The organism is Streptomyces sp. NPDC032822 (assembly GCF_055578825.1).
The window spans coordinates 229,093-243,454 of sequence record NZ_JBVIOL010000009.1 but is presented as its reverse complement, the minus strand read 5'-3'; the positions used below and the strand labels follow the sequence as shown (position 1 = coordinate 243,454).

Here is a 14,362-nt window from a genome sequence, read left to right as displayed (position 1 = left end):
ACGAGGCCCCTTCAGGGCCGAAGCAGGGGTCTGGGGGCGGCAGCCCCCAGGGACGGGACGGGAAGGGGCGGCGGGGGCGAGAACCAAACGGACGCGAGCCCGGCACACCTCGCACCGGACCCGCGAACGTTCGTACAGGAAAGAACCCCCGCGTCAGAGCGACGACGCGGCAGACGCAATCGCGGAGGCGAAGGTGGACACCTCGGAGTAGACACCGGGCGCGTTGGCCCGCGCACAACCTATGCCCCAGCTGACGATCCCGACCTGAACCCAGGCATTGGCGCTGTCCCGACGGAACATCGGCCCACCGGAGTCCCCCTGACAGGTGTCGACCCCGCCGGAGGCGTACCCGGCACAGATCTCCTCGGCGGCGACAAGCCCGCTGTACCCGCTGTAGGACCGGCAGGTGGCGTCACTGACGAACGGCACGCTCGCCTTCAGCATGTAGCGCTGCTGAGCCCCGCCCTCACTGGCCGACCCCCACCCGGCGACCGTGAACGTCCCTGAGTTGTACTGATTCGTCGTGGCGATCTTCAGCGTCGCCTGGTTGATCGGCGAGGCGAGCTTGATGAGCGCCCAGTCCTTGCCGGTGCCGTTGTAGCCGGGGGCCCGGTACACGTACGTGGAGCGGACCTGGACCCGCCCGGTGGTGGACTGCAGGTCCACGACACCGGCGGTGGCGGTGATGCTGGTGTTGGCGCCGGTCGAGCCCACACAGTGCGCGGCGGTGAGCACGATCTGCTGGGTGTACAGCGCGCCGCCACAGCCCATCGAGAGCCGGACCATGAACGGGAACTCGCCCTGCGCGGCACGGGTTCCGCCGACGACGGGCGAGGGGGCGGCGTTGGCCGCCGAGACGGGCTGAAGGCTGGCGATGGCGAGGGCGGCGGCGCCGACGGCCACGCATCTCTTGAGGGCGGTGAGGAGTTTCTTCAACGTGATGCCTTCCGTGGGGGGTTGGACCTGAGCCGGACCTGAGGACCGTGCAACACGTGCGGGCGAAACCAACACAGAATGACGTGCCCATGCCATGCAAGGCAGCAAATAGTTGCCCATGCGATGGCATGGGCAGGTCAAATCTGCTGCTGGATTATGAGAATGCCGTGAGCCCTCGCACAAGGGGTGGGTTTCAGCCATCGCGTCAACGGACGTCCGCCCCCGGACGGGCCCTACGACACCGGCGTACGGGACGCCCCCGCACCGAACCGGTACCGCCGCGCGTCCGGCTCCGCCGTGGCCTGCGCGACGCGCTTGAGCACGGGAAGGATCTGCCGTCGGTGCACCTTGACCTGGCGGCCCCAGAGGGTGAGCGACCAGAAGGCGGTGTGGTCGGCGCGGGTGAACACCGGCGTCCAGGACGCGTCGAAGTGGATGAGCCCCTGAAGGCCCTGCCACCGGATGACGGTCCCGGGGTTGTGCCGGGGCGGGTAGCCGGGAAACGCCGGTACCGACACAGGGGCCTCCCCGGCCGCGGCGAGTTCCCGCGCCCGCTCCTCGAAGACCTGCGAAGCGGCCGTACGGAACCGCTCGTACTCCAACTCGTCGGAGTAGACCAGCAGAAGCAGCCGCTCGGGCGGCAACAGCCGTACCGCCTCGGTCAGTTCCCACAGTGTGCCGGGCCCCGTACCGGTGATGAGGATGACGAGGCGGGCCCGGCCGATCAGGTCGCCGACGGGAGACCGCCACTCGTCCAGCGGCAGATAGAACCGGTCGGCGCCGGGCAGCGGAAGGGACTCGCCCGGCCGGCCGACCGCCACGACCCGGCCGAACCGGCGCTTGAAGATCCGGGTCAGCGACTCCTCGAAGGTCCGGCCGGACGTGTGGGTGACCCGCTCCCGAAGGCTGATCCTCGGTGCCATCATCACCTTGTTCAGCGGCCGGTCCATCTCGAAGGGGCGCAGGAAGAGGGTGAACGCCCGGCTGGGCAGTTCCTCGGACCGCCCGATCACCCGGGCCGTGTGCCGTCGGCCGTGGCGTGACAGACGCGCTCCCAGCAGGACCGCGGCCATCCCCGCCGCGATCATCACCAGTCCGGTCCACACCGCGTGCCACGGCTGTGCGTAGTCGTACGTCTCGGGAACCCGCAGGTGCCCGGCCCCGCCCATCGCCGCGAAGAACCCGGCGACACGTAAGAAGCAGCCGGTGCCACGGGCACCACAGCCCACGGCGCCCCGCTGTCGTTGCTCGCGGACACCGAGGCCCGACGGTTCAGGGCTCGATGGTCTGGATGTTCCGTGCTCCATGGTTCCGGGAAGGTAGCGGCACGCGCTCGCCCCCGGGCCCGATCCCGAAGATCCTCACACGCAGGGGTCGTTCACCCCTGACGTGCGAGGGCGTACCGCTCCCCGGCCGCATGCCACCACCCCGGCGGCGAGGGCCCGTCGACGACCGAGGACGCCTGCTCCGGGTGGAGGCCGAGCCGCCGCAGCGCCCCGGCCTCCACCTGGACCTCGATCCACCCCCGCCACCGCCCGTCGGCCCGCCGCCCGCAGCTGAGATCGAACCGCAGCGCGTCCACCCCGAACGGCATCCAGTCGATCCCGCGTTCTCGCAGTCAGGCGCGGACGGCGGCAGCGGGCAGCGGACGCCCCTTGACGTTCTCGTACGAGGCGACGGTGATCCACCCGGGGCGCGTTCCGGAAGCGACGGTCATACGCCCCATGATGCGGGCGTACGCCGCTGTCCCGCACCTCGTTTGGCCTCCGCCCCGCCCCCCACCACGAGGGCGGCCGGCACGAGGGCGACGGCGACCGGGCCCCCGCTGACCCACAGGGGCGAGCGGTATCCGAATCCGGCGCCGATCGCCGTACCGCCGAGCCAAGGGCCGTACGCGGCACCGACGTTGAAGGCGGCCGTCACGAAACCGCCGACCAGGGTGGGAGCGCCGGGCGCCGCGTAGAGCACCTGGGAGACCAGCGTGGACCCGACGCCGACGCCGAACGAGGACGGTTTCCGTCCTACTTCCTGCCTACGGTGTCCTCATGACCGCCCCCGAAGAGCCGCAGCCCCGAGCCTTCGAGACCGTGCCCGCTCTCGACGCCTGGCTCACCGCGCACCCCGCTCCCCACTCCGGCCTCTGGGTGAGGATCGCCAAGAAGTCCTCGGGCCTGCCCTCCGTCACCGCCGCCGACGTCAACGACGTGGCCCTGTGCCACGGTTGGATCACCGGGCAGCGCAGGAGTCTCGACGTCACCCACTACCTTCAGCGGATCACCCCGCGCCGAGCGGGCAGCCTCTGGTCGATGGTCAACGTGCGGCGGGTGGCGGAGCTGTCGGCGGAGGGCCGGATGCGGCCCTCCGGGCTCGCCGAGGTGGAGTCGGCCCGGGCCGACGGCCGTTGGGACGCCGCCTACGAGTCCCAGCGCGACGCCGCCGTCCCCGACGACCTCGCCGCCGCACTCGCCCGCGCCCCCCGGGCCAGGGCGGCCTTCGAGAGCCTCGGCAGAACGGACCGCTACCTCACCATGCTCCCGCTCCTCCGCGCCCGTACGCCGGAGAACCGCGAGGTCCGACTGGCGGCGGCCATCGGCAGACTGAGCCGGGGCTGAGCCGGGGCTGAGCCGGACCTGAGTCGGAGCCTGAGTCGGGGCCGGGGTCGAGGCTGAGCCGAGACCGACGCCAGGACCGACCCGGGGCTCACCCGGCGCGGACATGCCGAGCGCCCGCTCTCCGGCACGGGGAAGCGGAGAGAGGGCGCGCTCGGTGCGGAGGTGGGTCCGCGGTGCACGGGTGAGTCAGGGCCGGCGAGGCCGCCCTGGGCTCACGCGTTCCTGATCGCCGAGATGTCGAAGCTCAGCTTGATCTTGTCGGAGACCAGCACGCCGCCCGTCTCCAGCGCGGCGTTCCAGGTGAGGCCCCACTCGGAGCGCAGGATCTCGGCCTTGCCCTCGAAGCCGACGCGCTCGTTGCCGAAGGGGTCCTTCGCGGCGCCGTTGAACTCCAGGTCGATGGTGAGCGGCTTGGTGACGCCGAGGATGCTCAGGTCGCCGGTGATGCGGTAGTCGTCGCCGCCCAGCGCCTCCGCCGAGGTCGAGCGGAACGTCATGGTCGGGAACTCGTCCGTCTTGAAGAAGTCCGCGCTCTTGAGGTGACCGTCGCGGTCCGGGGAGCCGGTGTCGATGCTCTCCATCTTGACGTCGAGGGACGCCGTGGACGCGGACGGGTCGCCGCCGTCGAGGTGCAGCACGCCGCTGAAGTCGAGGAACTTGCCCTTGACGTTGGTGACCATGGCGTGCCGGGCGACGAAGCCCAGCGTGCTGTGGGACGGGTCGACGGTGTAGTCGCCGGTCAGCGCGGCGAGGTCGGGGTTCACGGCGGCGGGCGCCGTGGCGGTGTCGCTGTCCTTGTGGCCGAAGATGCCCATGACGTGCTCCTCACGATAGTTCGTTGAACGTTCAACGAGGTCAACAAGGACGACCGTAGACCTATTCCGGCCGCGCTTCAACGTCATCGGCGGAGTGTTGGCGTGCCGACCGCGAGGTGATAGACGACAGGGTCATGGATCCCCAGCGCCGAGCCGCCGCCCTGCTGAGACCCACCCGCCGCTCCCTCCTGCTCACGGCCGCCCTGATGGCGACGGCCGCCGCGGCGACCCCCACGCTCCCCGCCGCCGACCCCGCCGAGGACCCGGCACGGGACCCCGCCGACCCCGCCGACCCCTACGACACCCTCCGCCGACGCTGGCTCGACCTCACCCTCGGTACCGGCTACGACCCCGCCGCCGAGCCGTACGCCTCCCGCCTCGCCGAGACCGGCGCCCTCGCCCGCGGCTTCCGCGCCACCATGGCCCCCACCGCCGGCTCCCTCTGGCCCGACCGCCCCTACGACCCGCCCTCCGGCATCACCCAGAGCTACGGCCGGCTGTGGACCATGGCCCAGGCATACGTCCGGCAGGGCACCGGCTCCACCGCCGACCCCGCCCTCCTCGCGGACGTGATCCGCGGCCTCGACCACCTCTCCGCCACCGTCTACCACCCCTCCACCACCCGCTACGGCAACTGGTGGGAGTGGCAGATCGGCAGCCCCCGCCTGCTGATGGACCTCACGGCCGCCCTCCACGACCACCTCACCGCCGCTCAGCGGGAAGCCGCCTGCGCCGCCGTCGACCACTTCATCCCCGACGCGATGCTCACCGACTACTCCGGCACCTCCACCGGCGCCAACCGCGTCGACCTGTGCCGGTCCGTCGCCCTGCGCGGCATCCTGGGGCGGGCCCCCGCCCGGATCGCCCTCGCCCGGGACGCCCTCTCGCCGGTCTTCCCGTACGTCACCGCGGGGGACGGCCTCTACGCGGACGGCTCGTTCGTGCAGCACACCCGGGTCGCCTACTCGGGGACGTACGGGCAGGTCATGCTCGACGGCCTCGGCCGCCTCTTCGCGCTGCTCTCCGGCTCGGAGTGGGAGGTCACCGACCCCGGCCGGCAGATCGTCCTGGACAGCGTCGAGCGCGCCTACGCGCCCCTGATCCACGACGGGTTGGTGATGGACTGCGTGAACGGCCGTGCCATCAGCCGGGGTTACCTTAAGAGCGACGATCGCCATGTGCTGCGGAGCGACCACTTCCACGGCCAGGGCGTCATCGCCGCCATCGCACTGCTCGCCGAGGGGGCGAGCGCAACGGAGCGCGAGCGCTGGTACGGACGGGTCAAGGGCTGGATCGAACGGGACACCGTGGCACCGATCCTGACGGCCGCTCAGTTCGACGTCGCCGACCTCGCCCGTCTGCACGCCGTGGCCGCCTCCGCGCCCGAGGCCACCCCCGAACCCGTCGGCCACCGCCTCTTCCCGGCCATGGACCGCGCCCTGCACCGAGGGCCCGCCTTCGCCGCGAGCATCGCCATGGCGAGCGACCGCATCGCGTACTACGAGTGCGGCAACGGCGAGAACCCGCGCGGCTGGCACACGGGTGCGGGGACGCTCGCCTGGTGGGCGGCGGGCCGTAGCGATCAGTACACCGACTGGTACTGGCCCTGCGTCGACTGGTACCGGCTGCCCGGCACGACGGTCTCCACCCGTCGCCTCCCGGACCGCGCGGGCGGCGAGTGGGGCGAGCCCCGGCCGGACGTGCGGTGGGTCGGCGGCACGACCGACGGCACGTACGCGGCGGTCGGCCAGCACCTCAAGGGGCTCGGCTCGACCCTGGAGGCCCGCAAGTCGTGGTTCTGCCTCGCCGACGCGATCGTCTGCCTGGGCGCGGACATCACCTGCGCCGACGGCGTCCCCGTGGAGACGGTCGTCGACAACCGCAACCTGGGGGAGGGCGGCACCCAGGCGTTGGTGCGGGGCGCGGGCTGGGCGCACCTGGAGGACCACGGCGGCTGGCTCCTCCCGGCCGGCGGCGACCTGCGCACCCTCCGCGAGGACCGCACCGGCGCCTGGTCCGACATCAACACCGGCGGCACGACCGAGCGCCGCACCCGCCGCTGGCAGACCCTCTGGCTGGACCACGGCACCGACCCGGACAACGCCTCGTACGTCTACGTCCTGCTGCCCGGAGCCTCCCGCCGTACCGTCGCCGCCCGGGCCGCCGACCGCCACTGGCTGTCGGTTCTCGCCAACGACGGCGTCCGCCAGGCCGTCCGGGTCCCGTCCCTGGGCCTCACGGCCGTGAACTTCTGGCAGGCCGGCACGGTCGGCGGACTGACGGCGTCGGCCGGCGCGAGCGTGCTGGTCCGGCGCCACGGCCGCACCGCCACCCTCTGCGTGAGCGAGCCGCCCCGCACCGGCGAGCCCCTGGAGATCACCTGGGACCGGCCGGTGCGCGGCGTGATCCGCGCGGACGACTCGGTCGAGGTGCTCGCCACGGGCCGCCGACTGCGCCTCCGCGTCACTCCGGGGAGGGCATGCGCCACCCACGAATGTGAGGTGGCTCTCACGAGATGAGTTTGTTCGACCCCTACAACGGTGACGCCCCTTGAGCAGTCGGAAAGCCTGCATGCCGCCCTGGTTCTGTTCGGTGCTACCAGGAAAACGGTCCGGAGACTGTGCAGAGTCGACGGCGAGCTTTCCTTGGTGGGCTTCGTAAGGTCGCTACATGACCGTTTTGGATGAGGCGCCGGGTGAGTCGACGGGTGAGCCGACGGACGCGCGTGGGCGGGTCGCCGAGCTGCACGAGATCCGTGCGCAGGCGCTGGCCGGCCCGAGCGAGAAGGCGACCGAGGCGCAGCACGCCAAGGGCAAGCTGACCGCGCGGGAGCGCATCGAGCTGCTCCTGGACCCGGGTTCCTTCCGGGAGGTCGAGCAGCTGCGGCGGCACCGGGCGACCGGCTTCGGCCTGGAGGCGAAGAAGCCGTACACGGACGGTGTGATCACCGGCTGGGGCACGGTGGAGGGCCGCACGGTCTTCGTCTACGCCCACGACTTCCGGATCTTCGGCGGCGCGCTGGGCGAGGCCCACGCCACGAAGATCCACAAGATCATGGACATGGCCATCGCGGCCGGCGCACCGCTGGTCTCCCTGAACGACGGTGCCGGCGCCCGTATCCAGGAGGGCGTCTCCGCCCTCGCCGGGTACGGCGGCATCTTCCAGCGCAACACCAAGGCCTCCGGCGTCATCCCGCAGATCTCCGTGATGCTCGGCCCGTGCGCGGGCGGCGCGGCCTACAGCCCCGCCCTCACCGACTTCGTCTTCATGGTCCGCGAGACCTCGCAGATGTTCATCACCGGCCCGGACGTCGTCAAGGCGGTCACCGGCGAGGAGATCACCCAGAACGGCCTGGGCGGCGCGGACGTGCACGCCGAGACCTCCGGCGTCTGCCACTTCGCCTACGACGACGAGGAGACGTGCCTCGCCGAGGTGCGCTACCTGCTGTCGATGCTCCCGCAGAACAACCGCGAGAACCCGCCCCGGGTGGAGCCCACCGACGAGAACGACCGCCGCAGCGACGTCCTCCTCGACCTGGTCCCGGCCGACGGCAACCGGCCGTACGACATGACCAAGGTCATCGAGGAGATCGTCGACGACGGCGACTACCTGGAGATCCACGAGCGTTGGGCCCGCAACATCATCTGCGCGCTGGCCCGGCTCGACGGTCAGGTCGTGGGCATCGTCGCCAACCAGCCGCAGAGTCTGGCGGGCGTACTGGACATCGAGGCCAGCGAAAAAGCTGCACGATTCGTCCAGATGTGTGACGCTTTTAACATCCCGATCGTCACTTTCCTGGACGTCCCCGGGTTCCTTCCGGGTGTCGACCAGGAGCACGGCGGGATCATCCGGCACGGAGCGAAACTGCTGTACGCGTACTGCAACGCGACCGTGCCGAGGATCTCCCTGATCCTGCGCAAGGCCTACGGAGGTGCGTACATCGTCATGGACAGCCAGTCCATCGGCGCCGACCTCACCTACGCCTGGCCGACCAACGAGATCGCCGTCATGGGCGCGGAAGGCGCGGCCAACGTGATCTTCCGCCGCCAGATCGCCGACGCCGAGGACCCCGAAGCCATGCGGGCCCGCATGGTCAAGGAGTACAAGTCCGAGCTCATGCACCCCTACTACGCGGCCGAGCGCGGCCTGGTCGACGACGTCATCGACCCGGCGGAGACCCGCGAGATCCTCATCCGTTCCCTGGCGATGCTGCACACCAAGCACGCCGACCTGCCGTCCCGCAAGCACGGCAACCCCCCGCAGTAACCCGGTGGATCCTTCGCGGTCCCCCCGCGGAAACCTCTCTCACGGAGACTGACGCCCATGAGTACCCCTGACATTCGTGTCGAGAAGGGCCACGCCGAGCCCGAGGAAGTCGCCGCCATCACGGCGATCCTCCTGGCCCGCGCCGCCGCCCAGCCCTCCACACCCCCCACCCGCCGCGGCCGGCCCAAGGCGGGCTGGCGCCGCCTGGAGCGCGAGCCCGGCTTCCGGGCCCCGCACAGCTGGCACTGAGCCCGCCGACGCCGTACCGAAGGCCCCGACCGTCCCCCTGGGCGGCCGGGGCCTTCGCGCGTAGGTCGCGGACCCTGCTCAGGGCGGCCGGCCGGGACCCCGTCGGGCTCCGGTGACCCCACACCCGCGCGGACGTGCAAACGGCCCCCGTGCCTCCCGGGGGAGACGCAGGGGCCGTTCGGAGTCTTCCGCTACCGCAGGCGGGCCATCAGGGCGTGCTCCACGAGCGTGATCAGCGCCGACTTGGCGTCCGCGCGGTGGCGGGCGTCGGTCGTGATGATCGGGGTGTCGGGGCCGATCTGAAGGGCCTCACGGACCTCGTCCGGGTTGTACGGCTGGTTGCCGTCGAAGCCGTTGAGCGCGATCACGAAGGGCAGGCCGCTGTTCTCGAAGTAGTCGACGGCGGGGAAGCAGTCGGCGAGGCGGCGGGTGTCCACCAGCACGATGGCGCCGATGGCGCCGCGTACCAGGTCGTCCCACATGAACCAGAAGCGGTCCTGGCCGGGTGTACCGAAGAGGTACAGGATCAGGTCCTGGTCCAGTGTGATGCGTCCGAAGTCCATGGCGACCGTGGTGGTCGTCTTGTCCCCGGTGTGGGTGAGGTCGTCGATGCCCGCCGAAGCAGACGTCATGACGGCCTCGGTACGCAGCGGGTTGATCTCCGAGACGGCCCCCACGAACGTGGTCTTGCCCACGCCGAAGCCACCCGCCACCACGATCTTCGCCGAGGTGGTGGAGCGGGAAGGACCGCCGCTAGAGCTTGCGAAGTCCACTGAGCACCCTTTCGAGCAGTGTCACGTCTGGCTGGCCGCCGGCGCTCTCGTCGCCGCCCGGCTGATGAATGGCGACCAGGCCCGCCTCCGCCAAGTCGGCGACGAGGATCCTGGCCACGCCGAGAGGGATCGTCAGAAGGGCCGAGATCTCGGCCACCGACTTGATCTCCCGGCAGAGGTTGCAGATCCGCTGATGCTCGGGCAGTTGCCCCTGCATCTGGTGCGGCTGCGCGGTGGTGTGCACCAGTGCCTCGATGGCGAGCTGGTACCGCGGGCGTGTCCGGCCGCCGGTCATGGCGTACGGACGCACCAACGGGTTGTTCGACGCCCCGGCGGGCGACGGCTCAGGGGAGCGGCGTTGCGGCTGCACGGGCTGGATGCGAGGTGCCGGCGGCTGGTCGTACGGCGACGGCCCGGGACCCTGCGGGCCCTGAGGCGCGTACGGCTGCTGACGCCGCTGGCTCGGGGAGGAGGGGAAGTTGTAACGGTTCGGGTTCTGAGAACCGTCGTTCGGGCCCTGGGCAGGGCCGTACGACCAGTTACCCGAAGGTGAACCGCCTGGGGGTGTTGCCACTTTCTCTCCTCCTCCGACTGTGCCGGGCACCCATCACTGTGGAGCCGCGTCCCGAAACCTTATGGCCTCAGGACGCCAAAACGCACCGACTGTCTGTTAGTTGAGCAGGCTCCCTTGGAGCTCCGCACGCAGATCGGGCGTCAGGACCGTGCCGGCGCGGTCCACCAGAAGTGCCATCTCGTACCCGATGAGGCCGATGTCCGCCTCCGGATGTGCGAGAACCGCGAGCGACGAACCGTCGGAAACGGACATGAGGAAGAGGAATCCCCGCTCCATCTCCACAACCGTCTGGTTCACGCTGCCGCCCTCGAAGATACGGGAGGCGCCTGCCGTCAGAGACGTCAGACCTGAGGCGACGGCCGCGAGCTGGTCGGCGCGGTCGCGCGGAAAACCGTCGGACATCGCCAGAAGGAGGCCGTCGGCGGAGACCACCACGGTGTGGGACACCCCGGGGGTGTTGTCCACGAAGTTGGTGATCAACCAGTTCAGGTTCTGTGCCGCCTGGCTCATCGGGCTCACACTAACGCTCCTGGTTGTAGGTGCTGTCAGAGCCGAAGCCCTGACCGTTCGTTTCACTGCCTGCGTTACGTCCCCGCTGGACCCCGCGACGCAGGTTGCTCAACCTGCCCCGGATGTCCTCGGGAGCGCGGGAGACCGACGGACCCCCCTGGTGGGTGGATTCGGCGGCTCCCTCGACCAGGTTGGCCTTGGGCACCCGCCGAGGCAGGCCGGAGGAGGTGACCCCGCCCGCCTTGGGCTTGCGGAGCTGGGCGGCCTGCTGCCAGCGGTCGTCGTTCGCCGAACGCCAGTCGGGGGTGCCGTTGCTCTCCGCGGGGGCCGCCGGAGCCGCGGGCGCCGGGGGAGCCGCCGGCTCCTGGGTGACGTGCCGTGCGACGCCCGAACCGTTCGCACCGCCGGGGGTGGAGCCGCGGCGCGGGAGACCGGCGTCGGTCAGGTCGTGGCCGACGGAGGGGCTCGGTCCCGGACGGTCGAAGCCTACGCGCTCCTGCTCGCCGGCGTCAGCGGCCTGCACGGATTCCGCTTGCGGAGCGTACTGGTCCTGGTAGCCGTTGTGGTAGGCGTCCTGCTGCGGCCAGTCGTCCTGGTAGCGCTGCTCCTCGAAGGCCGAGAAGGTCTCCGGGGCGGCGGCCCGGGCCCGCGCGGGCTCCTCGTGGACCGGCTCCGGATACGCGGGCTCCGGGTAGCCGCCGTTGGACGTGAAGGAGTCGCCCGGCGCGTAGGCGTCGTTCTGCGGCAGCCCGCCGTTCGGCGCGTAGTACGGCTCGTCGTACGACGGCTGCTGCGGCTCCTCGTAGGCGGTCCGCTGCTGCTCCTCGTACGCCGTCTGGTGGTCGTACGTCGGCTGCTGCTGCTCGGGGTAGCCGCCCTGGGCGGTGAAGTCCTCGGCGTAGCCGGAGCCGGGGGAGTCCGGGGACTGCGTGCCCGGATGGCCGCTCTGGGCCTCCAGGGCGGCACGCCGCTCCTCACGCATCAGGGAGCGGCCCACCGGGTCCAGCTCGCGGATGTCGTCCGGTACCTCGGTGTAGCGGCTGTCGTCGAAGCCGAGCTCCGCGGCCGTACGCATCGGCAGGCCGTTGTTGTTGTTGCTGAAGTCCTCGCCCTGGTAGTTCTGCTCCGGGATGATCTGCGAGACGGTGAACTCGTCGCGGTTCGACTGCTGCTCGCCGCCACCGCCACCGTGCGTGATCGCGTCGGGCAGCATGACCAGCGAGGTCGTGCCGGCCTGCTCGCCCGAGGGGCGCAGCTGGACCCGGATGCCGTGCCGGTCGGACAGCCGGCCGACCACGAACAGGCCCATGCGCTGGGAGATCGCGGCGTCCACGGTCGGCGGGTTGGCCAGCTTGTGGTTGATGTCCGCGAAGTCCTCGGCGGTGAGGCCGATGCCCTTGTCGTGGATCTCGATCATGATGCGGCCGTCGGGAAGACGGGTCGCGGTGACGCGGACCTTGGTCTGCGGCGAGGAGAACGTGGTGGCGTTCTCCAGGAGCTCGGCGAGCAGGTGCACGAGGTCGGTGACCGCGCGGCCGTGGATCTCGGCCTCCGGGACACCGGACAGCTCGATGCGCTCGTACTGCTCCACCTCGGAGGAGGCGGCGCGCAGCACGTCGACCATCGGGACCGGCTGGTCCCAGCGGCGGCCCGGCTCCTCGCCGGCGAGGACCAGGAGGTTCTCGCCGTTGCGGCGCATACGGGTCGCGAGGTGGTCCAGCTTGAAGAGGTTCTCCAGCTGGTCCGGGTCGGCCTCGTTGTTCTCCAGCTCGGTGATCAGGGTCAGCTGGCCCTCGATCAGCGACTGGTTGCGGCGCGAGAGGTTGGTGAAGATCGCGTTGATGTTGCCCCGCAGCAGGGCCTGCTCGGCGGCGAGCCGGACGGCCTCGCGGTGCACCTGGTCGAAGGCGCGGGCGACCTCGCCGATCTCGTCCCTGGTGGTGATCGGGATCGGCTGCACCCGGGTGTCGACGCGACCGGGGTCGGTGCGCGAGAGCTGGTCGACCAGCATCGGCAGGCGCTGCTCGGCGATACCGAAGGCGGCGTTGCGCAGCTGGCGCATGGCACGGCTCATCTGGCGGGCCACCATGCCGGCCAGGATGAACGCGGCGAGCAGGGCCACCACGACGGCGGCACCGGTGATCAGCGCGTCCCGCTTGGCGTCGTCGGCGATGTCCGAGGCCTCGCTCACGGCCTTGTCGGTGAGGTCCGACTGGATCTGCCGGTAGGCGTCGTACTTGAGGGTGTTGACCGCCCACCAGTTGTCGGCGGTGATGCCGTTCTGGGCCAGCGCGGCACGCTCGGCCGAGTCCGTGGACGTCAGCGTGGCGATCCCGGCGATCATCTTGTTCGGGTCGGACGGCGGCGGCACGTAGTCGGGGTTCTTGGCCTTGGCCGCCTGGGCCATCGCCGCACCGTCGGTCTTGATCTTCGCCTTGGCCGTGTCCAGCTTGGCGATGTCCTGCGCGGTACCGCCGCTCTCGTACTCCTGGACGGCGATGCCCTCCAGGTAGGCGTACGAGGTGAGGGCGATGCGCTGCTGGTTGAGGCTGGTGTCGCTGGTGCCCGGCTTGATCAGCAGGTGCATGCCGATGGACCGCTGCAGCGAGGCGGCACCCTGGGCGAGCGCGACGGCGTACACCGTGCGGCCGTAGCTGGTGATGTTGCCGGTGCCCAGGCCCAGCTCGTTGGAGAACTCCAGCAGGCGGTGCTCGACCTCGACGTAGCTCTCCTCGGTCTGGACGCCTGTCCGCTTGGAGGTGTACGCGGTCGAGCGGACCTGTGCGAGCTCCGGCTCCACTTCACGGAAGCGGGACAACCGGCGCTGCAGGTTGTCCAGGGCCGGCATGTTCTGGGCGGCTTCGTCGAAGGCGTCAGCGGCCTCGTCGGTCGCCTTGCGGGTCTTGACGACGGTCGGATCGTCCTCGCCCTTGCCCTGGAGCAGGGGTGCGGCGGTGGTGTCACGCTCCACCAGCAGCGCGTTGCTGTAGTCCATGGCGGCACGCACCAGGACGGCGGTGCTCTCCGCGTCCTCGGCTTCCTGCCAGGTGTCGATCGAGCTCTTCACCTGGAAGCCGCCCATGATGAGACCGACCACCACGGGTATGAGCAGGATCGCGTTCAGTCTGGTCGGCACCCGCCAGTTGCGCGGGGAGAATCGGCCGCCGCCCGAAGCGGACGCGGCGGTCGACTCCGAGCCGGGCACAGGGGCGGGCGCCGCTCCGCGCGGCGGCGGGGTGAAGTTGCCCCGGGCCGACGGCTCGGGACCGTTCTTGCTTCGCCTCACTCGACCAAAACCTCTCGGCGGTCGGCACCTTCGTTGTGCCGCAGTGTCTCAGAGCCCAGTACGTCATCGACTGGTGAGTACGTCATTGACTATTAGGCAGTTCAGGCATTCCAGCACGACGTCCTGCGCACTTCCAAACAGTGGAGGTAGGCGAATCGCAGTGATGTAAGCCCCAGATAAAACGGTCATAAAGAGCGAGCCCCGTCAAAAGACGGGGCGTCCGTGCGCGCAGCGACACCGGTTGACCGCGACGAGTGGCCGTACCACCCGATTCCTCTGCCGAAACGTTATGAACACCGGGGCCGACCGTGTCAAAGGACACAGCCGGCTCCGGAGCGTCT

Annotated in this window: 13 protein-coding genes; 4 read left to right on the top strand and 9 right to left on the bottom strand. The window is 70.6% G+C overall.

Annotated elements, in window-relative coordinates:
* Positions 1-153 precede the first annotated feature (153 nt).
* The 4 genes from ACZ5VD_RS26155 to ACZ5VD_RS26140 all read right to left on the bottom strand — a co-directional run bounded on the left by ACZ5VD_RS26155 (position 154) and on the right by ACZ5VD_RS26140 (position 2,904).
* Positions 154-936: a serine protease gene (locus tag ACZ5VD_RS26155; protein WP_468548654.1), complete on the bottom strand. Its 783-nt coding sequence runs from the start codon at positions 934-936 to the stop codon at positions 154-156.
* Positions 937-1,169: 233 nt separating this feature from the next.
* Positions 1,170-2,243 (bottom strand): hypothetical protein, encoded by a 1,074-nt coding sequence (locus ACZ5VD_RS26150; RefSeq protein ID WP_468548653.1) that lies wholly within the window; start codon positions 2,241-2,243, stop codon positions 1,170-1,172.
* Positions 2,244-2,314: 71 nt separating this feature from the next.
* Positions 2,315-2,530 carry a hypothetical protein gene (locus ACZ5VD_RS26145; protein ID WP_468548652.1) on the bottom strand — a complete coding sequence of 72 codons (216 nt, stop codon included), beginning with the start codon at positions 2,528-2,530 and terminating at the stop codon, positions 2,315-2,317.
* 119 nt (positions 2,531-2,649) lie between these two features.
* On the bottom strand, positions 2,650-2,904 hold the full coding sequence (locus ACZ5VD_RS26140) for a hypothetical protein (protein ID WP_468683495.1): 255 nt from the start codon (positions 2,902-2,904) through the stop codon (positions 2,650-2,652).
* Positions 2,905-2,981: 77 nt separating this feature from the next.
* Here ACZ5VD_RS26140 and ACZ5VD_RS26135 point away from each other — a divergent pair, with 77 nt between their 5' ends.
* The gene (locus ACZ5VD_RS26135; RefSeq protein WP_468683494.1) at positions 2,982-3,548 is read left to right on the top strand and encodes a YdeI/OmpD-associated family protein; all 567 of its coding nucleotides are present in this window, start codon (positions 2,982-2,984) and stop codon (positions 3,546-3,548) included.
* A 212-nt stretch (positions 3,549-3,760) separates the two neighbouring features.
* Here ACZ5VD_RS26135 and ACZ5VD_RS26130 read toward each other — a convergent pair whose 3' ends face one another.
* A complete protein-coding gene (locus tag ACZ5VD_RS26130; RefSeq protein WP_468683492.1) occupies positions 3,761-4,363 on the bottom strand; it encodes a YceI family protein in 603 nt (200 codons plus the stop codon).
* Positions 4,364-4,497: 134 nt separating this feature from the next.
* Here ACZ5VD_RS26130 and ACZ5VD_RS26125 point away from each other — a divergent pair, with 134 nt between their 5' ends.
* The 3 genes from ACZ5VD_RS26125 to ACZ5VD_RS26115 all read left to right on the top strand — a co-directional run bounded on the left by ACZ5VD_RS26125 (position 4,498) and on the right by ACZ5VD_RS26115 (position 8,878).
* Complete coding sequence (locus ACZ5VD_RS26125; RefSeq protein WP_468683491.1) at positions 4,498-6,882, top strand: polysaccharide lyase 8 family protein; 2,385 nt, start codon at positions 4,498-4,500, stop codon at positions 6,880-6,882.
* A gap of 151 nt (positions 6,883-7,033) precedes the next feature.
* On the top strand, positions 7,034-8,629 hold the full coding sequence (locus ACZ5VD_RS26120) for an acyl-CoA carboxylase subunit beta (RefSeq protein ID WP_468548648.1): 1,596 nt from the start codon (positions 7,034-7,036) through the stop codon (positions 8,627-8,629).
* 57 nt (positions 8,630-8,686) lie between these two features.
* The gene (locus tag ACZ5VD_RS26115) at positions 8,687-8,878 is read left to right on the top strand and encodes an acyl-CoA carboxylase subunit epsilon (RefSeq protein WP_468548647.1); all 192 of its coding nucleotides are present in this window, start codon (positions 8,687-8,689) and stop codon (positions 8,876-8,878) included.
* A gap of 191 nt (positions 8,879-9,069) precedes the next feature.
* Here ACZ5VD_RS26115 and ACZ5VD_RS26110 read toward each other — a convergent pair whose 3' ends face one another.
* The 4 genes from ACZ5VD_RS26110 to ACZ5VD_RS26095 form a co-directional block, all read right to left on the bottom strand.
* Positions 9,070-9,651, bottom strand: coding sequence for a GTP-binding protein (locus ACZ5VD_RS26110; protein ID WP_026248371.1), 582 nt, complete (start codon positions 9,649-9,651; stop codon positions 9,070-9,072).
* Positions 9,632-10,225 carry a DUF742 domain-containing protein gene (locus tag ACZ5VD_RS26105; RefSeq protein WP_468548646.1) on the bottom strand — a complete coding sequence of 198 codons (594 nt, stop codon included), beginning with the start codon at positions 10,223-10,225 and terminating at the stop codon, positions 9,632-9,634. Before ACZ5VD_RS26105 ends, ACZ5VD_RS26110 begins: the two co-directional genes overlap by 20 nt.
* A gap of 96 nt (positions 10,226-10,321) precedes the next feature.
* Entirely contained in the window at positions 10,322-10,735 is a 414-nt protein-coding gene (locus ACZ5VD_RS26100; protein ID WP_330287552.1) for a roadblock/LC7 domain-containing protein, read from the bottom strand.
* A gap of 10 nt (positions 10,736-10,745) precedes the next feature.
* A complete protein-coding gene (locus ACZ5VD_RS26095; RefSeq protein ID WP_468683490.1) occupies positions 10,746-14,021 on the bottom strand; it encodes a nitrate- and nitrite sensing domain-containing protein in 3,276 nt (1,091 codons plus the stop codon).
* Positions 14,022-14,362: the final 341 nt, after the last annotated feature.